The organism is Bacillus mycoides (genome assembly GCF_000832605.1).
Taxonomy (GTDB): domain Bacteria; phylum Bacillota; class Bacilli; order Bacillales; family Bacillaceae_G; genus Bacillus_A; species Bacillus_A mycoides.
The window spans coordinates 2,495,802-2,516,356 of the sequence record NZ_CP009692.1 but is presented as its reverse complement, the minus strand read 5'-3'; the positions used below and the strand labels follow the sequence as shown (position 1 = coordinate 2,516,356).

Below are 20,555 nucleotides of genomic sequence, written 5' to 3'. Positions count from 1 at the left end.
ATTGTACAGAAGCTACTATTATTTTTGATCCAACCTTACTTCTTAACTTCTAATTTTTTATATTTGTCGCTTTCTAATTGTCCCCAATATTAATAGTGGCAATTCAAAGCATTTTTACCACATGCTACTTACTTATTTTAACTTATATAAAATAACTTAATTACTTTTAGTAATTTAATTACGTTACGTCTATCTTATTAACTACATAGATTATAATCGTCAAGAAAAGTGTCTCGAATTAAAAATTTTAATTCCGTAACATCTTATTAGAAATATGTTCATGAACTGAATAATAAAAAGGCAAGACCGAACATATTCTTGTTCGATTTTGCCTTTTCACTATTGTTTCAAATGATTTTTAACTGCCCTTATAACTAATTCATGATCCTCTTCTGGTGGTAATCCTGAAACTGTTATCATTCCAATAACTCCTACATCTTTTATTTGGACAGGAACACAGCCACCAAACGCAGCATAATCCGACCTATCTAAAAGATACTTTTCATTATATGGAACGCCCGTTATTTCACTTTGTATCTGCATATAATACGAGCTATGATTATGCAAAGAAACAACTCGTTTTTTACGCTCAATCCATTGCGTATTTTCCGCAGTTGTCCCTGTCATCTTGAAATGAAATAGTTGCACACCATTTTTCGCTATATCAACAGCAATCAATTTCCCTTCTTGCCTCGCCGTTTCAACGATAAATAAACCTATTTGCAGTGCATCTTCATTTGTAAAAGAGGAAAATTGAAGTGTTTCCTCCTCTATTAAAATTTGCTTACTTATTTCATTCAAATTTGAAGCGCTCATATGTTTATCCCCCTTACTCACTTTATGCCACATTGATATTTTTGAATTTCTGTGACTCTATCGTACGGCCTTTCCATATAACTAATACCGTAAAGCGTATTCTTTTCTTCTTGGTGCTATTATGAATTATATTTAACGCCTTAAAAAAGTATGTCCTTTCGTACTAAACATCTCGTATAGAAGTTTTCTTCCGGATATTTCTTACAAGCATAAAAAAACCAGTTACTTAGGCAACTGGTTCGCTAACAATTTCATATGGGATATCCATTCAACCAAACTAATGCTTGTTCATAATCATCAAAAAATTTCACAGATTCTTTTGTATTGGACTGTTGTAAATAATTCAGTATCTCCCCTTCTTCAAGGAGAAAAGCAATTGCCTTACTGTGATTCAAAATCGTTTCATTGAAAAACTTATCTTTCCATGCTTTTTGAACAGAAAAATGATCTGGCGTGTACCCTTTTCTATCTACCAGCAATTTGTATTTCCGACCCTCGGAAATGAATTGCTGACAAACCTGCTCGAAGCCATTAAACCATTCATAAACATCATCTGTTTTAATCTTGCCAATAAGATGGGTAACAATTATATCTCCTGAAACTGTTGTGCTTATATTCAGCTTACTCAACTTGGAATCATCTCCCTTAGTTACAATTATGCGGAAATATCTCATAAAATCAATAAGATAAAATTGTTACGCATTAAAAAAGGACAAACTCTCCAAACGGAGAAGTCTGTCTCAAAATCGTTCTATTTTATTTTGCATTAGAACTAACAATCGTGAATTAGAATAATGATTTAATACTTGCTAAAACAGTAAGTACACCTACAATAATAACAAATACGTTACTCATTTTCCCTTTGTATTTAGCTAGTACTGGTACTTTATTGATTGCATACATCGGTAATAGACATAAGATAGCAGCAACTAATGGACCGCTTAGAGAATCAATAAGTCCAAGAATACTTGGATTTGTATAAGCAACAAACCAGCATGACAATACAACAAAAGTAAGGACGATTGTCTTAATTGTTTTTTCTTCAATAACTTTCCCACGTGATTTACCGAACTTAATAATCATGTCACGCATTACTTCAAATGCTCCGATATAATGGCCAAGGAAAGATTTTGTAATAGCCACAAAAGCAATGATTGGAGCTGCAATCGTGATTACAGGTGAATTAAGCTCATTAGCAAGATATGAAAGGATTGATAAGTTTTGCTCTTTTGCCATTTTTAAATCCTCTGGAGTCAAGCTTAATGTACTACTCCAAACGAAGAACATAACTACAGCGAATGTCATGATATAACAAACCTTTTGTATTTGTGCACATTTGGCATCAGTAGCTTCTATTCCATACGTAGCCCTCTGTTTCACAACGAATGATGAAATCATAGGTGAATGATTAAATGAGAATACGATGATTGGTAGTATCATCAATATCGTTCCAAAATATCCTGTTCCTGTTGAAGCAGTAGAAACACTTGAAAAACTAAGCATTGACGTATTCCACTGCGGGATCAAAGATATTGCGATAAAAAGTAAAGAAGCTATGAAAGGATACACTAGCATACTCATGATCTTTACAGTAATATCTTGACCAAAATTCAGTATAGCGATAAGACCAAGAACTAATACAAGTGATAAAATAGCCCTTGGAGGCTCTGGCATGTGCAATTGATGCACGATAAAACTACTTGCAGTATTTGTAAGCGCAACCGAATACATTAGCACGATTGTATAAATTGAACCGAAATATACGATGTTAAAAATGATACTTGCTTTATTTCCGAAATACTCTCTAATTGTACCTGTGATCCCCTCATCAGCAGAATTAGAAGCGTATATCATTTTAGCAAGTGCCCTATGTGAGTAATACATAACTGGATATGCAAGCAATGTAATTAGTAGTAATGATAATAAACCACCTGAACCTGCATTAATCGGTAAAAAGAGCACCCCTGCTCCAATTGCAGTTCCAAATAGGCTCAATGCCCATGTAGTATCCTGCTTATGCCACTTTTTCGGATCTGCATATTGCTCATTTTCTAGTGCGATATTTTCAGCTTGAACTTCTATTTTCTTTGCAGTATTCCCGTTCATATAATAACTCCCCCTTGTATCCTATTCTTGCGTATCTCTTTATAGCTAACGAACATTCCCTTTTTTCGGAAAATAAATTCCTTACAAGTTGCCCCACATTGTATGTCCTTCATCATAATGAATCCAAATTGAAACATTCGCTAGTTAGCGTCCTAACATAAATGTTAGCGTTCACAAAAAAGTTTACTCGTACTATCCGCTCTTTATATAAAGACCGCTTAAGAGAACAATATTGAATAGACTTCATAAATACGTTGCAACATTTCTAATAACAGTGTGTTACTTTAATGGTTTCTCTTACTTACTTGTAACAGTAATTTTAGATAAACCGGCCTCTCTTCATTTATGAGGCATTTCTTTCTCAATTCTATACATCACTTTCATAACTTCGGCAGCATTTATGGTATTGATTACACAAGCCACTGAAGCACTTTACATACATTTCGCCTCTAATCACACGCCTTTCTTTCTATTAATCGCATTTTTTATATTTTCTCCAGAGATCATAAAATTTCTCTCGACGCCCTCATTATAACGTGTATATTTATAAAATTAATATTTTTATATTTCCAGAAATATTTAATGGATATAATTTTACATGGATAATAATTTACAGTTAGCATGCAACCCTTGTTCCTATCGCTTATAACGGAATTAATCAGCAAAAAACACAGTAAAATATTGTTTATTCAAGCTACTCATTTTAAAAATATTTATATTCTTCTTTATCTAAAAATTTTATTTTGACTTAAAAAAGATATTCTAATAAATAATTAACGTGGTTAAAAATAAATTTCTTTTTAAATACATAAACCAATTTTTAGGTTATATATTATCAATATTGCATTCATATACATTTTTAGGAAAATACATATTTTAACTTGATGACAATAAGAGAACCGCTAACATTTTGCAAAAATCTTCGCTAAACGAAAAAATAAAATAAGCTGCCCATATGGACAGCTTATTTACATCATTATCATTGTTAGGAGTGGGCAAACGAATCACTTCAATGTCATCTTAATTTTAGTTTTTTCAACTCTTCTTCAGGGATATTTCTATGTTTGTATTGAATGGGTTTTATTTCATTTCCTTTTAGATGATATTATTGCTTATTGCACGATCCAACCTATTAAAAACGAATAATGTAATCTTTAAAACCCCTCATTAACTAGCTCTTTTATCAAGTTTAATTTTGCAGAGAGCTCAATAAACCATTCTTCATCCCCTGTTAATAATGCAAGGTCTATAAGATAAAGGATTTGCTCCTTATTTATTACCTTTGATTCAGGGAGTTTGTTAACATGTTTACTAAAGAGTAAAATCGCTTCGTTCATTGTGTACTTGTCGTCACGTTTCACAATGCTAACTGTAACTACACCTTCCACTTCATCAAGTGATACAATGTAACCAACTATGAATTCACCCTCATTTGATATTCCACGAACCCAATCTCCCACTTTTAAAACATGATTATTATTTGACATCATACTTTTTCACCTGCTTATAAATATTTTTTGTAACGATAAAAAAGATATAAAAACCAATTTAAACTGTAATGTTTTTTATTACATTTATTTTTTAAGAACTCACGGCTACATAATAATTAAGCCGCTTAACGTTCTTGATTAATAAGATCAACAACTTCTTTCATTGTATAATTCTTTAAATATTCACCTAGATGTTCTTCCGCACCTAAGAAAATAGCAAAAAGAACTTTCCGCATGTTCGAACCTACAATACACTGATCATTTGATTCTGGACACTTCGGCTGCAATGCCCCTTCAGAGGTTATTTGATACATATTCCAAAGATTAATTTCACTTAAATCACGGGCAAAAATAAAACCTCCACCCGTTCCCTCTTTTGATTGTATAAACTTATGTTTTTTTAACAAACTTAGCACTTTGCGAATGCGTACTGGATGAACACCTGCACTTTCGGAAATAGCATTACTTGTTGACATCCGATCTGGCTGTAAAGCTAAATAAGTTAAACTGTGAATGGCCAAGGTAAAGTCGCTGTTCATTGTTGTCCTCCTACGATAAAAAATATGATTTCTCGTTTAGTAACATACTGTAGCCATAAATATTACAGATAGGTTAGTCAAACGTTAAAATATATAAGAAGCATGCTTAGCATGAAAAAATAAATTCCTTTATATTCTATCAGAACTCCCCTATATCTCCTAACTTCATTTAGCTTTTTAAGTTGCAAATAAATTTAAACAGTCCACTGTTTCTTAACTTGTTCTTCTGCCAATTGTTTAATTTTTGTCCAAATCGTATCTTTACTCACAATAACATTTGTGTGATAGTTTCTATCTTTATAATTAACTGTAACACATACTTCAATCACTTCTGTTTCCTCCTTTCAAAATATTACTTATTAATTAGCCATTTTTTGCAATTCTATATTCAAAAATGTTCGAACGCTACGCGGTAAAAATTTGCGAATTTCTTCCTCATTAAAACCAACCTGTAATCTTTTTTCATCCAGCATAATTGGACGACGTAACATTTGAGGATACTCAATTATTAATTTATAAAACTCATTAAGCGAAAGCGCCTCAATATTTATATTTAATTCCTGAAAAGTTTTAGATCTAGTTGAAATAATTTCAGTAGCACCATCTTCAGTTAAACGAAGAATGGATTTAAGTTCATCGACTGTAAGAGAATTTGATACGATATTTTTTTCGGTATAATCAATTTGATGTTCTTCAAGCCATGCTTTTGCTTTTCGGCATGAACTACAGCTTGCTGTCGTATATAAAATCACCATATTTTACACACTCCTTTACTTTTTAAATTATTATATAGATTATTGAAATGTATTAAAAAAAATTACAGTTCAGAATGAAATACACGTTATATTATTCATTCGAGAATATTTAATTTATCTGTTTTTCACAAAAAATAGCAACTCACTTCTAAAAACTATACTGTAATTTTAAACTTTACAGTTCAATTAATCAACTGTTAAGTCTTGGATACATTCCATTAGCGGAACAAATCATTTTCTTTTGTACGAATGTCTCATAGTGTTACGGCTAACCACCTCTTTAAAGTACATTTTATCCCGCTATTTGAGTGCATCGCCTCAAAATTTGGCAAGAGCAAAAAAGTTAGGTCGAAGTCGGGCTCCCCTTAATAACCCAATTGGTAAGGTCTAATTATATTTCACTTTATTCATTTCATTCTTACATGTGCTACTATGAAATATAATTAGCATAATAAAAGCTACTGCATTGTAGGAGGAAATACGCGAACAAAAAAGCAAAGCGCCCACGCTTTGCTTCCTACAAAATCCCTTTTAACTTTTCACAAATTAACTTCGCTAAATATTCATAACCTTGTGGTCCGAAGTGTAAACCGTCCTTTTCATCATCTTCTACAAATCTCTTATAATCCTTTTCTTGAATCATTTCAGCGTACAAATTTAGAAAATGACTTCCTGTTTCTTTCGCCACTTCCTCAACCACATTTGCATATTGACCGAGTACTTCATTCGTTCTATTATGTTGCCTTGCTTCATCAACTGGTGCAGGACTAATAAGTAATACTTTTTCTGATGAAATCGCACTTACAATTTTCTCTAAATTTTCTTTGTAAGATTGTAATGGCACTGGATCAAATAACACCGAATCATTCGTACCAAGAAAAACTGTTACAAAGTCTGGTTTATGTGATAGTACATCATCTTCAACCCTATGTAACGCATCGAACGTATTATCGCCCGGACCCCCCGCATTTACCACCTTCCAATTTGGAAACATCTCTTGCAGACGCGGTGTTAACCTTGGCGTTCCATCAAAAAACGTTTCATCAGCTGTAATACTATCACCGAAGCATACTAACGTTTTCATAGAGCTAATTCTCCTTTCACGTACGAAATAACTTTCCTTCTACCGCCTTAATATATCTTTCAGCAGAACGTTCCACTGCCTCATTTGCATTCTCTTTCACTACTCCGTGAAAAGCATTATATAAACGATTAAACTGTAATGGCTTCACTCGATTCGCCATTTCCTCCACTTTTCTCGCTGGCAATGGAATTAAGTTTGGATAGCTGTACATGAAACTCACCCACTGCTGATCCGCTACGACTTGAATAATATCACCTGTTAATAAAATACCTTTCCCATCATTTCCTTCTTCCCAATGTAATACAGAACCGCCGCTAAAATGTCCTCCGAGACGATGAATAGTAATTCCGTCCGCTAATTGTAAAGACTCACCAGACCAATAAATAATACGACTACTCGGGCGTACTACCCACTCTTTATCGTCTTCATGTATATAAATTGGTACATCAAACGTTTCTGCCCATTCTACTTGTATCGAATAATAATGAGGATGAGATAGTGCAATCGCATCTAACCCGCCCCACTCTTTTATCTTCCCAATTGTCGTTTCATCTAAATAAGTAATACAATCCCATAATAAACGATAGGAATCTGTTTTGATGACAAATGCTGTTTGACCGATCGCAAATTTAGGTTTTGTCGTAATGCTATAAAGTCTATGCTCTTCTTCTATTATTTCATTTTTATATGTATCACTCGTTCGCAAGTTTTCTAAAGTCGTCCAAGACTGCCCTTTCGGATTCACATATTGTCTCTCCTCATCACAAATAACACAACTTACCGGTTCTTCCACACTCGCTGCATACTGTACGCCGCACGTTGTACAAACGAAATTTTTCATAATAATTCCCCCTATCCATATATTTTTATTAAGCTGATTTTTATTGATAATGATCTATTTTTTATTTTCAATTAATAAACCTATTAGAGTTAGTAAGTAGACAGCTGTAACTGACAATGGAATTACAGTAAATCCATTGTCAGCAAAAAGAATCCCGCAAACTGACGTTACGAATACGGTCCCTACTGACAGTAAACCATAACTTTTACTTTCATAAATCCATACGTACGGTACAAAATGAACACCTATTAACATCGCTACTACAAAAGGTAACCACTCTGGAAATTGAAAATAGGCAAGTAACACAAACGGAATATTTAATACATTTATCCCGCCAATTACTCCTGCTAAAGTCCCGAGCGGATTTCCTTTCGCAAACATATCAATTTTTAATATGGCAGCTATCATTAGGCCGCAAGGAAACACACACCCCATACCAATTAAATACACCCACACAACTTGCTTTTCTGAAAGAAGAACACCCGTTATACTCGCTACAACCCAAAATAAAATACCAGCTATTATAACTGGAAATCCTTTTTTCGTTCTTTGTGCTAAATCTCGTTTTGCTTCTGCTATGTTCATTTCACTATCTCCCCCAAACTATTTGTACTATAAAGCCGGCTCAATTTCGCCCATCCAATAACGCCAAGCTATTAAGTAATCTTCTAAATCTTTCGGGTGGTGTCTTACACATGTATCTATACGCAAATATAATCCTATTACTATTTCTTCGTATAAATCTCGTTCTGTTTTATGAAATACACATTGCTTCATCACATAATCAATCGTTTCTTTCGTTACATCTTCCGGAGTTGAACAGAACGCATAAATTAAATCATATAAAGGATCTCCTAAAATAGGTAACGGATCAATTACCCCATGTAACCTATTCTGCCGAAATATAAAATTATGAAATCCGAAATCACCATGTAATAAAAATGGCTGATTTACTCCGGCATCCCTATTTGCTAGTTTAAGAACAATTCTATAATCTTCCTCACTTATGTAACGTCTTACATTTTCATAAGCTTCCATCACATTTGCCGTTAAAAATTCATTCCAACATTGAACCGGACTTTCTTTCCATCCCCAGCCTTCTGCCTCTGGAACCATTTTATACTTATTGATAACTTCTTTTACAAGTGTACGAAGCGTACTTCGTTTATATCCTTGTTTACACGAAGTATTACCTTCAAGGAAAGAATACACGAAATATGTATGTAAAGGTTCCTTATACAAAAGCTTTGAAAATAAACTATTCTCCTCATAAAATGAGAGAAAATTAGCTTCTTCACGTATTACTTCCGCTTCATTCAACTTTACTACATATTTTTCGTCCAACAAATATACAGTACTTGTCGTTCCTCCGTTCAACGCTTTTACGCTATTTGGATAATTTGAAATAACTTTCTCCTTAACTAGTTGTGCAGCAATTATTGAAATGTCCATTCCCTCACCCTTTAATTCCGAAGATTCCCTCAATTCAAAAGACAACTTTACTATTATTTGACAATCGCAAGAGAATCCCTTCTAACATCTTAATATTGCAGAAATTAATTTTCATTTTATCAAAACGGCTTCCTTCAAGATTTCATCATATAATTCATTCCATTTATAATGATACGCTGCACTCTCTTCTACTCTAACAAACATCCTTTTATCGGATTCATACTCACCGTCAAACTTATGCACTTCATTAATCTCCATCCGGTAGAACGGCTGATACCCTACTTTTGGATACGGACTATTTTCATTCCAATTTGGATTATCACTATGGTCAACGATAATATATCCAAATAAAGTACATTCTCCTTTTACATAACCTTCTTCCCACGCTTCTCTTTTAAAACATTCTTCTGGTAGTTCCCCTTCTTCTATATGCCCACCAGGAAAGTCCCAACCACGCTGCTCATGGTCTATCAGTAAAACCTTATTATTATGAAAACAAAAACCGTGAACACTCGTGATTCTTTCGTATTCTGGCAATATACAATCTTTTTTCCACGTTAACCTCACTTTTGATTCCCCATAATTTGCGCATATAGTTACCATTTCCCTCACTCCAAATGCTCTTCATTTAATCTAATAATCTCTATTGCACGATCTCTTTCTTTTAACTTACGAGCCAAACTTTCTACACCAAATACTTCTGTAAATGTGTGGCTTCCTACAATCAAATTGATGCCTTTAAATTTCGCATGTTGCACTGTATATAATGTTTTTTCTCCCGTTATGTACGTATCACAACCTTTTTCTAGCGCACGCTCAATAAGGTTTGTATTGTTTCCTGCACCTGTTAATATCGCAATCCGTTTTACTGGCCTGTCATGATTTTTCCAGCTCTTCACTTTCTCTTCCATTCTCTCTTCAAGTTTTTCAACTAAATTTGAAAACGGAATCGCTTCTTTATATTCTCCTATTCCCGGTAGCTCTTCTTCCTCATACGTGGAATATTCCAGTATTGTATCTATCCCAATTTCATTAAATAACGACGTACACGTGCCAAACTTTACAAAATCTAACGGCAAATGAATCCAAAAATGATTCATTTCATATTCTTTTAATTTCTCAATACAAGCCTCTTCCATACCGAATAGAAAACTCCACGGTGCATGATGTGTAACTATCATATCGACACCATTTCTATACGCTTCTTCAATTGTTTCTAGCGTCAAATTTGTCGTGTAACCTATTTTGTGAAATTCCTCTTTACTAATGTGAGTGAAGCCATACTCGTCATCACCGTATTTATTAAGATGCTCTTCAAAAAGTGATGTAATATGTTCTTTGAACTGCGTTATATTCATTTTCATTTCTCCTTTCATTTACTTTTATATTTCAAAAATAAGGAAATACTATTTAACGACGTTACATACATATAGGAGGACAATATGAAACCTGAATTTTTAAAAGCTATACATGAAGCGATTGGAAATGTTGAGCATATTCATATAGAAGAAAGTGGTGCAGATAGTTTAATTATTCATCACGATGATGCACAGCAATTAAAACAAGTTGCTGAAACGTTAGAAAACAATAATTTCCGCTCTACTATTAGAACAGCTGGGGATGCTTCGTATATTGAAGTGTTGAACAGGTAAGAAGAAGTCCAGTTTATATACTGGGCTTCATTCTTTTATATTGAAATTTCAAACTCTTTTACATACACCGCTGTTCCAGCAATATCAATTTGTAAGTTATCATTTTCTACATCTTTCGTTACATAAACCGTTACACGACCATCTTTATTTATTTCCTGTCCTTGCTCAACGATTAACTCCAATTCACGGTCAAAATCTTTCTCCAAATACGTCGCATAATACGCTCCCATTACCCCTGAAGCTGTTCCTGTCACTGGATCTTCAATCATTCCAGAATAAGGTGATGAAAAATGACGACCGTGCATTTGCACCTGTTCATCATAAGTTTCTAGACAAACTGGATGGATAGAAGCCTTAGGTATTTCTTTTAATACCGATGGAAACGCCTCATTTTTAGGTTTCATTCTTTCACATGCATCTAGATTTTTAATCGGTACAATTACAGTCCAGTTCCCCGTACTTCCATATACAATTGGTACACTTGCATCTAAATCAGTTACTTCTAACCCGATACTATGAGCTAATTCTTCTTTTGAACCTGCAAAATCTTTAAACTGAGGTGCTGCCTGCCTCATTTTAATAAAGGTTTCTCCATTTTCATTTGCACCTATTTGTATTGGTAAAATACCTGCCTTCGTCTCAATCGTAAGGTTTGCTTTTTCTTCTAATAAACCTCTTTCACGCAAGGCATATATAGTTCCAACTGTCCCATGACCACATAAATCCATTTCAAACCCTGGTGTAAAATAGCGCATTCTTATATCTGCTACTTCTGAAGAAAGAACGAAAGATGTTTCGTTAAATCCAACTTTTTCAGCAATACGCTGCATGTCCTCTTCCGTTAATCCATCCGCCTCTAATACAATACCTGCTGGATTTCCCATATTTGGTTTATTCGTAAATGCGTCGTAATGAAATACGTTTATAGTCTTCATTTTTTATCCCCTTATTTGTTCGTTTCATTATTTTTATAATAAATAAGAAAATCTACCCACTTACCATTCCCCATAGAAAATGCCTCTCTCGTACATTCAAATGAAAAACCAGCTCTTTCTGCAAGACGAATAGATGGCTCATTATCGATATGTATATGTAATTCGATTCTATGAAATTGAAGGCCATTAAAAAATAACGGCAGCGCAGCTATTACACTTTCTGCTCCGTATCCATTTTTCCAATGTTGATTATGAATAGAGTAACCCATCATCGCCCATTGATAGTCCATACGTAAAATTTTTATAAGTTCTAGCTTTCCAATATTGGCGCCATCTTCTTTCTGAAAAATACCTAGAACGTACATTTCATCCCGTCTTGCCGCCTCATCAAATCCTCTTATCCATTCCGTAAACCATTCTTTCGTTGAAGACGACATGTCATGATAGCCATCATCGTATTTATATTGAGATGGTAACCTCTTATTGAATCCATCTAACCAACTTTCATAATCCTCTTTTTGAAATGGACGAATAATCAGTCTCTCTGTCTCTACTTGTAATAGTGGCAGCTTCATTTATATCTCTTCCTTTAATTGTTAATTGAATATTCTTTATTATCTTACACAAAATACAAAATCTAGTAAATCATTATGTTTTTTATAAACAAAAATCCAGTTATGCTTTTTACATAACTGGATTCTTCATTATTTAATAACCTTTTATTTCACAAGAAAAACATCCCTTAATTCCCTCTTCAACACTTTCCCTAAAGCGTTTTTCGGTAATTCGTCCATAAATACAACTTCTGGTATTTTATAGCTTGCTAGTTTTTCTTTACAATGCTGAATAATCTCTTCTTCTGTTAAAGACGTTTGAATGTCCTTTACAATGTAAGCTGTTGGAACCTCCCCCCAAAAGTCATTTGGAATCCCAACTACTGCAACTTCTAAAACGCCATTTATTTCATGAATTACATCTTCTACTTGATCTGGATATACGTTGTCACCACCGCGTACGATAACGTCTTTATATCTTCCCATAATATGTAGAAATCCATCATCATCTATCATACCGGCATCACCCATGTTAAACCAATTATCTTTTACTACCTTCTTTGTTGCCTCTTCATTATTCCAATATCCTTTAAACATGTACGGGCTTTTCACGTGAATCTCTCCAACTTTATTTGTTGTTAGCTCATCACCTGTTTCTGGATGAACAATTTTCAGCTCTACATGTTTCAAAGTTTTCCCTACAGAAGACATTTTTTCTTTTCCCATATTTGGATGCCAAGAAGTTACTACCCAACCTTCTGTACTCCCATAACCTTGCACCATATAAATGCCTTTTTCCATATATTTTTGAATGAGTGTTTCTGGCACCTTTGTACCACCACTTTGCGCTACTTTAAAGGCCGAAATGTTGCGCTCTTTTTTATCTAATTCATCAAGCATGTAACTATAAACAGCTGGGAACGCAAGCATCGTAGTAATTTTCTCTTCTTCAATCTTATCCCAAATAAGAGTAGGATTCGAATCAGCTAAAAAGACCATCGTAACGCCATGATAAATACAATTTAAAATAGAAAGCACACCACTCATATGAAACAATGGGTGCACTGATAAAAAGCGTTCACCTGCTGGAATTTCTCTTTGCCCCGCAATTTCAGTAAAATAATGGTGTAAGTTTTTATGACCAATTACACATGCTTTTGCCTGTCCAGTCGTTCCTGAAGTAAATAAGTAAATGGCATCATCATCTTCATGAACTTCCACATTCGGCTCTGTTATTGGCTGTTCCTTTAATTTTAATTCAAATGAGCCAAATCCTTCTTTTGTCGTCTCAATTACATAAGGAATTTCTTTAACTCCATTAATCTTTAATACAACTTCACTAAATTCATCATCAATAACTAATACTTTTAATCTCGCTTCTTTTACAATCGATTCTAATTCATAAGCAGTAAGCTGATGATTAAGCGGAATAAATACCGCTCCAATTTTTAAGCTTGCCATCATAACGCTTGGAAACGGATGATTATTTTTGCATAGAATTCCTATACGATCCCCTCTTTGTACACCGTTATGTAACAAATAATGTGCAAGTTGATTTACTCGTTCATTATACTGCTGAAACGAATACCCTTTCTCTCCCCCTACAAGCGCTTCCAAATTTGGTGATTGCATTGCTCTTTTTTGTAATAATTGTCGCATCGTTCTCAAGTAAAACTCCCCTTTATATGTGTTAGGGTTTTTATTTTACCAGATTAATTATTAATTTACTAAAGATTAAACTTAGTGAATTTAAATGAAGTGAATCTTTAGTCGATGTGAGGTGTTCATCCCCACTGATTATTAGTCCACACCTTACGGGCGGTTAATGCGGGATAAACAAAAATAGCCATCTACTTAACAAGTAAATGGCTATTTCTCCTTATATATTAGAAAACTCCTTATTCATCACATATTTCACATACTCAGGTGCACTTTTGTCAACCTCTTCATCACTGATTTCATATTCCGCACCATATAAATAAAATGATGGTATAAATTCCATTCCTGTATATAAGCTCGTAGCGTGGAATGGTTTCGTTAATTCATCCATTGTAATTCCGCTATTTTTATAGTCTTTTTCTAACCCACCTATAGAAATAGCTACACCAAATTCTTTCCCCTTCACTTTATCCCCTTTTGATCCGTAGGCAAATCCATATGTTAATACATCATCGAACCATTTTTTTAATAATGGTGGTGAACTGTACCAATAAAGCGGAAATTGAAATATATATCTGTCATGTTCTACTAATAGCTTTTGCTCTTCTTCAATATTAAACTCCCAATTTGGTGCCGCTTTATATAATTCATGCACCGTTATTTCATCCGAATGTTTCTCAAGTTCTTCGATCCATCTTTTATTAATTTTTGATTTTTCAATATCAGGGTGTGCTACAATTACAAGTGTTCTCATCATCTTCCATCCCCTTTTTAAATTATTCAATCCTTTACGTATTAGTATGAGTGAGTCACATATAATTGAAAAGTACGTACTTTAAAGTGCTATAGGAACCTTAAAGTACCTTTGGAGGTGTTATATGAATCAAAATGATAATTGCCCAATCGCAACGACACTCGACGTGATCGGTGGAAAATGGAAAATTCATATTTTATGTGTTTTGGCGGATGGAAAAATGCGAACAAATGAAATAAAACGAGAAATTCCAAACATTACACAAAAAGTTCTCACACAGCAACTTCGGCAACTTGAGGCTGATGGGATTATCCATCGTACTGTATATCAAGAAGTACCACCAAAGGTTGAGTACACAATAAGCGAACATGGAAAATCTTTAATGCAAATTATGGATGAACTATTTGAATGGGGAAAAGACCATCAAATGAAAAGATTACATGACTAGAAAAGTACTATAAATTTTGTTTAATCCTCTACGTTCATATTTCGTGTTTTTATAAAGTTTATTTTTATTTTCTTTAGGCTAACTTGTTTTCTTAGATTGATGGACGTGACCCCACATCCATCAATCTAAAAAGATATAATTAGAAAAATGAAATTCCTATAAAGTTTCGCGTATAAACACTGCTCCCCCTCATTAAACGCTCGCCCTATTTTTTCGAATTTCAATTGTATGTAAGCTATAAAGGAGCACCCCTAAACTGAGAATTTTTTCATTATTAGACGCATTAGAACCTAATGTAATAGTAGGTACATTTAAGCCCATGAACCTTTCACTCCATTCTATAGGCATATATCCTTGCTTACCGATTGCTAATATACGCCCATCTATTGTACTAAGAGTACTTTGAATAAAATCAAACTCTACTTCTATATCGGACAATTTTGTAGCCTTATCAGTCAGCAAAGTACCACGTATCATAGTAAATCCTTGTATCATTTTTTCTTTAAACATACCAATCTGATTATAATTCGAATCATAGATTACCCAATCATATCCGTCCACTTCAGTATGAAAATATGCTAGAATTTTCCCGCTACTCGTTTCTAATGCATATACATCTTTATTATGTAAAAAAGGTATTACTGAAAAAAGAATGTTAGATGAAACTATCTTTGTTCCTGCAACATATCCGCCATCAGGATGATATAAACCATATTGCTTGTTCCGCTTAGGTAATTCTAATACGACAAAAGTCTCCACATCCCAAAACGTCATATTACTTTTCACCGTATTCTTTTGTATCAAATTCCCTTTTCTTAACTGCCAAAATCCAATTCCAAAAAAGATAGAAGAAGCGATAACAAAAAAGATAATCTGCCCCCAATTAATATATCCCCAATCGTCATATACAGTGCATAAAGCGAGAATAAAAATACCCGCTCCAATTAACAGCTTAAACTTCCCTTTTCGCTTATAGTAATCAAATAATTCCATTTCTATATCTTCACCCCTTACTTCTGTTCTCTAACTATTAATATATCAAAAACATAGAATGCTCTCTATCCAAAAGTATGAGTTTCTCTACCTAGGTTATTTGTTACTCTTCATAATTATCAACTAAATAAATTTTGTTGCTGTCAATTGAGTTTTCATAAAATTTGCACATAAAGAACAGATAACTTAGCGAACATAAAAGCCTTTTACCAACAAACTAAGATGAAATGTTATAATATATGTAAAAGTCAATTTTTTTTGAAATTACGTAAAGTGATGTTCAAGATTATTAGTATGTTAGAAATTCCAAATAATTATAACGTAACCCGTTCAAATATTAATAGAGGTGAAATCATTGAAGAATCAATATATAGAAACACTTGTCGAAATCATGTTAAAGCATATACCCAATACAGCTGAAAAATCGATGTTATTTGCATTTTACAATGGGGTTGTCACGACGTATAGTTACTTTCATTATGAATCTATGGAAGTATTTGAACATGGCTCAGAAGGGCTTCCATCTAATGAAATTATGGACAATATTCAAAGAGTACGTCATACTGGGGAATCAAACTGGACTGCATTTGTTTTAACTGTCAAAACAAATGGTTTATATGAAGTTGATTATTATGATGATTTAAATCCTACTTTAGAGTGCAGTTCTGCACTACTTTTGCTTGCATACAGCCATTATCATATTGAACCAACCTCTGATTTTGGTAAATCACAACTACAAAGCGCTATTAAAGCAGAAAGTTTTAAGAAAACGTTAAACTACGCGTGTATGAGGAATGACATAGAAACAGTTAAAGAAAAGTTAGTAAACATTAAATTATCTGCATTAAATAAAAAAGGACCTGATAGAAAAACGCCACTTCACATTGCTTGTTTAAATGACAACATTGATATAGTTACATTACTAGTGGAAGCAGGAGCAAATCTGAAGATTAAATATCATGGAGAAACACCTTTTTCCCTAGCATGCGGAAAAGGTAACGTAGAAATTATTAAATACTTAATTTCTAGAGGTGAAAATGCAAATGAAATAATGGTCGGAAAAGTCACTCCTCTTCATTTAATTAGTAAGTCTGGTAATCAAGAAATTGTTCATTATATTTTAGAGCGTATTACAAATATAAATGCGGTGACAAGCAGAAAAAGTTCAGCTCTCCACTACGCAGTGGATGATAACAATCTTGAAGCAGCAAAGGTTTTAATAGACAACAGTATTGATATGGAATTACTAGAAGAATACAAAAGGAGTGCATTAAGTCTTGCTTGCGACCGCAATAAACCAGAGATGGTAGCGCTGTTGTTAGAAAATGGAGCTAATATCCATAGTACAGGACAAGGAAAGGTTACACCGTTACATAGTGCATGTGAACGAGGCTTTATTGAAGTGGTTCGAGTGTTACTACATCATCAACCGAACTTACATGCGAAAGCAACATTATACAGTATGCCAAAGAATCAAAAATTAATAGAAACCCCCATAGAAACGGCTAAACGCCTTGGATACGATGAGATAGTCGACCTTTTGAGTTCAAACTTATGAGAAAGAATGAAAACGAAAGCAACATTTTTATATTTTAGAGTTAATACCATATCACTATCAAACTAATAAAAAAGATACTCCTTAAAAGTAAAAAACGCTATTCTCTCTGTAAATACGTAGGAAAGAATAGCACTTTTTATTTTGAAATAGAAGTCAGCATTTAAACTAAACATGCTAATATTGATTTTGTACGATTATCTGTTACTTCATAATAAATTTCTAATCCTTTCCGAGTACCTGTAACGACTTTAGTAGCTTTTAGTTTAGATAAATGTTGACTAATTGTACTTTGAGGCATTTGTAATGTTTCATACATTGTCGTTACGTTAATAGGACCTTTTGCAAGCATTATCTTTACTAATGATAAACGGACAGGATGCGCCAACACCTTTAATACTTCAGTGATTTCTTCATACATTTCTTTCATATTTTTTCTCCCCTTTTATATAAACATTAATGATATCCATATATATAATTCGAAAGGATATACGATTTTATGTCCGTCATTTTAAAAAAATGTTAAAAAATATCTTCAGATGGAAGGAATCTCCCCTCCGTTCAATATTCTATAGATTTTTCTTTCACTAAATATTATGTGGTAGGAGCTTTCCTTACTGAGACCCTCTGCCATTGTTCTCTTGCTGATGTCCATTATTCCCTTGGGACCCTCTGCCGTTGTTCCCTTGCTGATTCCCTTGCGATTCTCTTCCGTTGTTCCCTTGACCATTCCCATTATTCCCTTGCGATTCTCTTCCGTTGTTTCCTTGACCATTCCCATTATTCCCTTGCGATTCTCTTCCGTTGTTCCCTTGACCATTTCCATTATTCCCTTGCGATTCCCTTCCGTTATTCTCTTGCTGATGCCCATTATTCCCTTGGAATCCTCTACCGTTGTTTTCTTGCTGGTGTCCATTATTTTCTTTTTGTGGACCTCTACCGTTGTTTTCTTGCTGGTGTCCATTATTTTCTTTTTGTGGACCTCTACCGTTGTTTTCTTGCTGATGTCCATTATTCCCTTGCGATTCTCTTCCGTTGTTCCCTTGCTGGTTTCCATTATTCCCTTGGGACCCTCTGCCTTTGTTTCCTTGCCCATTTCCATTATTTCCTTGTGACTCTCTGCCGTTGTTTCCTTGCCCATTTCCATTATTTCCTTGTGACCCTCTGCCGTTGTTTCCTTGCCCATTCCCATTATTTCCTTGTGATCCTCTTCCGTTGTTCTCTTGCTGATTCCCATTATTTTCTTTTATTTGCTTCGGTTGTTGTTCCTTAGATTGCTTTTGTTCTATATGCTCTTTCTTCTCGTTGCTTTCTTCTTTTACAGGAGATGCGTCCGATGATGCATCAGAAGATGACTTTTGTTGTTCTTGATTAGACGGAAGTGCAGGTGGAGTAAGCGATTTTTGCTTCTCATTCTCTTGTTTTATATAAACGCCCGTTCCAACCCCTGCTTTCTTGGCATCCTCCCGCATTTGCATCGTACTGCTTTGATATTCAACTGTAATATGTTTTATCTCATACTCTTTCTTTAATTCCTGCATAACCTTTTCCAACTGTGGTTCTAACGACTTGTCCTTTGTAACAGCTGTTAGCATAACTTGCTTATCATTCGTTAAGTACTTATCCCCTTGACTCTGCTTTATAATAGTACGTATTACGTCTTGCAGATGCTTATTTTCCCACCCTTTCATTTCTTTTAAAATACGCCTTCCATCATCATTACAAGCTCGCAAATCTATAACACGAAGATCCTTTGTTACGCTCACCTCTAAACTTGGATTTATATCAACTGAGACATAAGCAAATACTTTTTCTTCCGGTTGGTTGTAGAAAAACAGCAACACACATAGAAAACAAGTAACAAGTAATGATGCAGGCTTTAAGAAAGAAGGGATTGAAAAACGCGGTGCTCTTTGCTCTTGTTCGTTAAACGAGATTTCCTCTCCAATCATGTAAGAGTGTACTTTTCTTTTAAACGTAATAAACTCTCCATTTGGAGTTAAAACAACTACGTTATGTTTCTTTATATCCATCACAATTCCTTTATTCATCATGCTTCTCCCCTCTTATATAATCCAGAATATATGTATAGTTGTTTGCAAAGATAATACACATCGCAATAATGTATTTTCGATGTCGCTCCAACGTTTTACGACTTACCCTAACACGTGGTTCAATATGTTTAAGGGGTAACTTTTTCTTTCGGAACAGCTCTTCCATCATTTTCTCGTCTTTTATAATAATCTTTACAATTTCTATTAAGTGCTCACGCGTATCACGATGCTTAGGGGATTCCTTAGCAAGCTCTGAAAATGTGATTTTAAACTCAGCTAGCACACTTTGAAAATGAAGAATTTCCTCCTTACGGTTACTATTTTCCATCTCTTTCATATACTCCGTAAGCGATACTTGTATTTCTAATATTTCCTCTTGCTTATCTTCTTTTAAAAAGACAAGATTATGCTTAGACTCCTTGCGTATATAGTCAATTACATCTCTTTTTATAAGAAGATCAGCAAACGCTAGAAAAGATTTTCCTTTTTTATATGAATACTGTTCAATTGCTTCGTTAAACGCAAACAATCCAATACTATATTCATCATCCTGTTCTGTAATGTACCTGCGGCAGACAGACGAGATTGATTTTCTAATAAACGGCTGATACTGTACGATAAAAGCTTCCTTATCTCCTCCGTTGTTTTGTATGTTAAATACGATATCTTCTATTTTCGTTTTTTTTAAGATTTTCATTACTAAACTCAACACTAGTAATCTCCCTGCCTCCTTCTGCTTCAAATAGCAAAATGGCCACTAAACAAGTGACCATTTAACCACATTTTCTTAGTACTTTTCTTTGGGCTTGTCTTCTTGCTGGTGCTCATATTTTTCGAGGCCGACTTTTTATATGACTATTTTTTCCAC

The 20,555-nt window shown here is 34.1% G+C and carries 24 protein-coding genes; 3 read left to right on the top strand and 21 right to left on the bottom strand.

Going from position 1 to position 20,555, the window contains the following annotated elements; genetic code table 11:
• Nucleotides 1-339: 339 nt before the first annotated feature.
• From BG05_RS14865 to BG05_RS14805, 13 genes are all read right to left on the bottom strand, one after another.
• A complete protein-coding gene (locus BG05_RS14865; RefSeq protein ID WP_002014036.1) occupies nt 340-849 on the bottom strand; it encodes a heme-degrading domain-containing protein in 510 nt (169 codons plus the stop codon).
• Nucleotides 850-1,067: 218 nt separating this feature from the next.
• Nucleotides 1,068-1,490 (bottom strand): SpoIIAA family protein, encoded by a 423-nt coding sequence (locus BG05_RS14860; RefSeq protein ID WP_078178710.1) that lies wholly within the window; start codon nt 1,488-1,490, stop codon nt 1,068-1,070.
• Nucleotides 1,491-1,602: 112 nt separating this feature from the next.
• Complete coding sequence (locus BG05_RS14855) at nt 1,603-2,922, bottom strand: aromatic amino acid transport family protein (protein ID WP_003190552.1); 1,320 nt, start codon at nt 2,920-2,922, stop codon at nt 1,603-1,605.
• Between the two features lie 1,154 nt (nt 2,923-4,076).
• A complete protein-coding gene (locus tag BG05_RS14850) occupies nt 4,077-4,412 on the bottom strand; it encodes an IDEAL domain-containing protein (RefSeq protein ID WP_000987460.1) in 336 nt (111 codons plus the stop codon).
• Nucleotides 4,413-4,537: 125 nt separating this feature from the next.
• Nucleotides 4,538-4,951, bottom strand: coding sequence for an Rrf2-family transcriptional regulator SaiR (saiR, locus tag BG05_RS14845; protein WP_001083471.1), 414 nt, complete (start codon nt 4,949-4,951; stop codon nt 4,538-4,540).
• Between the two features lie 194 nt (nt 4,952-5,145).
• A complete protein-coding gene (locus BG05_RS14840; protein ID WP_000573513.1) occupies nt 5,146-5,280 on the bottom strand; it encodes a BA3454 family stress response protein in 135 nt (44 codons plus the stop codon).
• Between the two features lie 30 nt (nt 5,281-5,310).
• Nucleotides 5,311-5,706: a transcriptional regulator SpxA gene (gene spxA, locus BG05_RS14835; RefSeq protein ID WP_000236196.1), complete on the bottom strand. Its 396-nt coding sequence runs from the start codon at nt 5,704-5,706 to the stop codon at nt 5,311-5,313.
• A 517-nt stretch (nt 5,707-6,223) separates the two neighbouring features.
• Complete coding sequence (locus BG05_RS14830) at nt 6,224-6,790, bottom strand: SGNH/GDSL hydrolase family protein (RefSeq protein WP_002128326.1); 567 nt, start codon at nt 6,788-6,790, stop codon at nt 6,224-6,226.
• Nucleotides 6,791-6,806: 16 nt separating this feature from the next.
• Nucleotides 6,807-7,631: an MBL fold metallo-hydrolase gene (locus BG05_RS14825; protein ID WP_002167930.1), complete on the bottom strand. Its 825-nt coding sequence runs from the start codon at nt 7,629-7,631 to the stop codon at nt 6,807-6,809.
• Between the two features lie 54 nt (nt 7,632-7,685).
• A complete protein-coding gene (locus tag BG05_RS14820; protein ID WP_003190561.1) occupies nt 7,686-8,216 on the bottom strand; it encodes a DUF7010 family protein in 531 nt (176 codons plus the stop codon).
• A 27-nt stretch (nt 8,217-8,243) separates the two neighbouring features.
• The gene (locus tag BG05_RS14815) at nt 8,244-9,083 is read right to left on the bottom strand and encodes a phosphotransferase family protein (protein WP_002128328.1); all 840 of its coding nucleotides are present in this window, start codon (nt 9,081-9,083) and stop codon (nt 8,244-8,246) included.
• Between the two features lie 111 nt (nt 9,084-9,194).
• Nucleotides 9,195-9,686 carry an NUDIX hydrolase gene (locus BG05_RS14810; RefSeq protein WP_002014049.1) on the bottom strand — a complete coding sequence of 164 codons (492 nt, stop codon included), beginning with the start codon at nt 9,684-9,686 and terminating at the stop codon, nt 9,195-9,197.
• Between the two features lie 5 nt (nt 9,687-9,691).
• Nucleotides 9,692-10,441 carry a Nif3-like dinuclear metal center hexameric protein gene (locus tag BG05_RS14805; protein WP_002137368.1) on the bottom strand — a complete coding sequence of 250 codons (750 nt, stop codon included), beginning with the start codon at nt 10,439-10,441 and terminating at the stop codon, nt 9,692-9,694.
• A gap of 84 nt (nt 10,442-10,525) precedes the next feature.
• Here BG05_RS14805 and BG05_RS14800 point away from each other — a divergent pair, with 84 nt between their 5' ends.
• Entirely contained in the window at nt 10,526-10,735 is a 210-nt protein-coding gene (locus tag BG05_RS14800) for a hypothetical protein (protein ID WP_002014052.1), read from the top strand.
• A 35-nt stretch (nt 10,736-10,770) separates the two neighbouring features.
• Here the strand turns inward: BG05_RS14800 and BG05_RS14795 are convergent, their stop codons facing one another.
• The 4 genes from BG05_RS14795 to BG05_RS14780 all read right to left on the bottom strand — a co-directional run bounded on the left by BG05_RS14795 (nt 10,771) and on the right by BG05_RS14780 (nt 14,637).
• A complete protein-coding gene (locus tag BG05_RS14795; protein ID WP_033734175.1) occupies nt 10,771-11,670 on the bottom strand; it encodes a PhzF family phenazine biosynthesis protein in 900 nt (299 codons plus the stop codon).
• Nucleotides 11,671-11,681: 11 nt separating this feature from the next.
• Nucleotides 11,682-12,245, bottom strand: coding sequence for a GNAT family N-acetyltransferase (locus BG05_RS14790; protein ID WP_002128332.1), 564 nt, complete (start codon nt 12,243-12,245; stop codon nt 11,682-11,684).
• Nucleotides 12,246-12,389: 144 nt separating this feature from the next.
• Nucleotides 12,390-13,892 (bottom strand): class I adenylate-forming enzyme family protein, encoded by a 1,503-nt coding sequence (locus BG05_RS14785; RefSeq protein ID WP_002185316.1) that lies wholly within the window; start codon nt 13,890-13,892, stop codon nt 12,390-12,392.
• A 211-nt stretch (nt 13,893-14,103) separates the two neighbouring features.
• Complete coding sequence (locus BG05_RS14780) at nt 14,104-14,637, bottom strand: NAD(P)H-dependent oxidoreductase (protein ID WP_002185314.1); 534 nt, start codon at nt 14,635-14,637, stop codon at nt 14,104-14,106.
• A 124-nt stretch (nt 14,638-14,761) separates the two neighbouring features.
• On the opposite strand from BG05_RS14780, the gene BG05_RS14775 reads away from it, so the two are divergent.
• Nucleotides 14,762-15,085 carry a winged helix-turn-helix transcriptional regulator gene (locus BG05_RS14775; RefSeq protein ID WP_002167925.1) on the top strand — a complete coding sequence of 108 codons (324 nt, stop codon included), beginning with the start codon at nt 14,762-14,764 and terminating at the stop codon, nt 15,083-15,085.
• A gap of 192 nt (nt 15,086-15,277) precedes the next feature.
• Here the strand turns inward: BG05_RS14775 and BG05_RS14770 are convergent, their stop codons facing one another.
• Nucleotides 15,278-16,078, bottom strand: coding sequence for a hypothetical protein (locus BG05_RS14770; RefSeq protein WP_002185312.1), 801 nt, complete (start codon nt 16,076-16,078; stop codon nt 15,278-15,280).
• A gap of 355 nt (nt 16,079-16,433) precedes the next feature.
• On the opposite strand from BG05_RS14770, the gene BG05_RS14765 reads away from it, so the two are divergent.
• Complete coding sequence (locus BG05_RS14765; RefSeq protein ID WP_002185311.1) at nt 16,434-17,636, top strand: ankyrin repeat domain-containing protein; 1,203 nt, start codon at nt 16,434-16,436, stop codon at nt 17,634-17,636.
• A 160-nt stretch (nt 17,637-17,796) separates the two neighbouring features.
• On the opposite strand, the gene BG05_RS14760 is transcribed toward BG05_RS14765, so the two are convergent.
• From BG05_RS14760 to sigI, 3 genes are all read right to left on the bottom strand, one after another.
• Nucleotides 17,797-18,063, bottom strand: coding sequence for an ArsR/SmtB family transcription factor (locus BG05_RS14760; RefSeq protein WP_002167922.1), 267 nt, complete (start codon nt 18,061-18,063; stop codon nt 17,797-17,799).
• Between the two features lie 184 nt (nt 18,064-18,247).
• Complete coding sequence (locus tag BG05_RS14755; protein WP_139211992.1) at nt 18,248-19,687, bottom strand: anti-sigma factor domain-containing protein; 1,440 nt, start codon at nt 19,685-19,687, stop codon at nt 18,248-18,250.
• Nucleotides 19,677-20,399 carry an RNA polymerase sigma factor SigI gene (gene sigI, locus BG05_RS14750; RefSeq protein WP_002128341.1) on the bottom strand — a complete coding sequence of 241 codons (723 nt, stop codon included), beginning with the start codon at nt 20,397-20,399 and terminating at the stop codon, nt 19,677-19,679. The genes BG05_RS14755 and sigI overlap by 11 nt, the downstream gene beginning before the upstream one ends.
• Nucleotides 20,400-20,555: the final 156 nt, after the last annotated feature.

Excerpts from the sequence above, each read along its gene's own strand:
- BG05_RS14815 (WP_002128328.1), bottom strand. The coding sequence starts at position 9,083 with ATGGACATTTCAATAATTGCTGCACAACTAGTTAAGGAGAAAGTTATT.
- BG05_RS14855 (WP_003190552.1), bottom strand. The coding sequence starts at position 2,922 with ATGAACGGGAATACTGCAAAGAAAATAGAAGTTCAAGCTGAAAATATC.
- BG05_RS14795 (WP_033734175.1), bottom strand. The coding sequence starts at position 11,670 with ATGAAGACTATAAACGTATTTCATTACGACGCATTTACGAATAAACCA.
- saiR (WP_001083471.1), bottom strand. The coding sequence starts at position 4,951 with ATGAACAGCGACTTTACCTTGGCCATTCACAGTTTAACTTATTTAGCT.
- BG05_RS14775 (WP_002167925.1), top strand. The coding sequence starts at position 14,762 with ATGAATCAAAATGATAATTGCCCAATCGCAACGACACTCGACGTGATC.
- BG05_RS14865 (WP_002014036.1), bottom strand. The coding sequence starts at position 849 with ATGTGGCATAAAGTGAGTAAGGGGGATAAACATATGAGCGCTTCAAAT.
- BG05_RS14850 (WP_000987460.1), bottom strand. The coding sequence starts at position 4,412 with ATGATGTCAAATAATAATCATGTTTTAAAAGTGGGAGATTGGGTTCGT.
- BG05_RS14755 (WP_139211992.1), bottom strand. The coding sequence starts at position 19,687 with ATGATGAATAAAGGAATTGTGATGGATATAAAGAAACATAACGTAGTT.
- BG05_RS14790 (WP_002128332.1), bottom strand. The coding sequence starts at position 12,245 with ATGAAGCTGCCACTATTACAAGTAGAGACAGAGAGACTGATTATTCGT.
- BG05_RS14830 (WP_002128326.1), bottom strand. The coding sequence starts at position 6,790 with ATGAAAACGTTAGTATGCTTCGGTGATAGTATTACAGCTGATGAAACG.
- BG05_RS14860 (WP_078178710.1), bottom strand. The coding sequence starts at position 1,490 with ATGAGATATTTCCGCATAATTGTAACTAAGGGAGATGATTCCAAGTTG.
- BG05_RS14800 (WP_002014052.1), top strand. The coding sequence starts at position 10,526 with ATGAAACCTGAATTTTTAAAAGCTATACATGAAGCGATTGGAAATGTT.
- BG05_RS14780 (WP_002185314.1), bottom strand. The coding sequence starts at position 14,637 with ATGAGAACACTTGTAATTGTAGCACACCCTGATATTGAAAAATCAAAA.
- BG05_RS14760 (WP_002167922.1), bottom strand. The coding sequence starts at position 18,063 with ATGAAAGAAATGTATGAAGAAATCACTGAAGTATTAAAGGTGTTGGCG.
- spxA (WP_000236196.1), bottom strand. The coding sequence starts at position 5,706 with ATGGTGATTTTATATACGACAGCAAGCTGTAGTTCATGCCGAAAAGCA.
- BG05_RS14805 (WP_002137368.1), bottom strand. The coding sequence starts at position 10,441 with ATGAATATAACGCAGTTCAAAGAACATATTACATCACTTTTTGAAGAG.
- BG05_RS14820 (WP_003190561.1), bottom strand. The coding sequence starts at position 8,216 with ATGAACATAGCAGAAGCAAAACGAGATTTAGCACAAAGAACGAAAAAA.
- BG05_RS14810 (WP_002014049.1), bottom strand. The coding sequence starts at position 9,686 with ATGGTAACTATATGCGCAAATTATGGGGAATCAAAAGTGAGGTTAACG.
- BG05_RS14825 (WP_002167930.1), bottom strand. The coding sequence starts at position 7,631 with ATGAAAAATTTCGTTTGTACAACGTGCGGCGTACAGTATGCAGCGAGT.
- BG05_RS14770 (WP_002185312.1), bottom strand. The coding sequence starts at position 16,078 with ATGGAATTATTTGATTACTATAAGCGAAAAGGGAAGTTTAAGCTGTTA.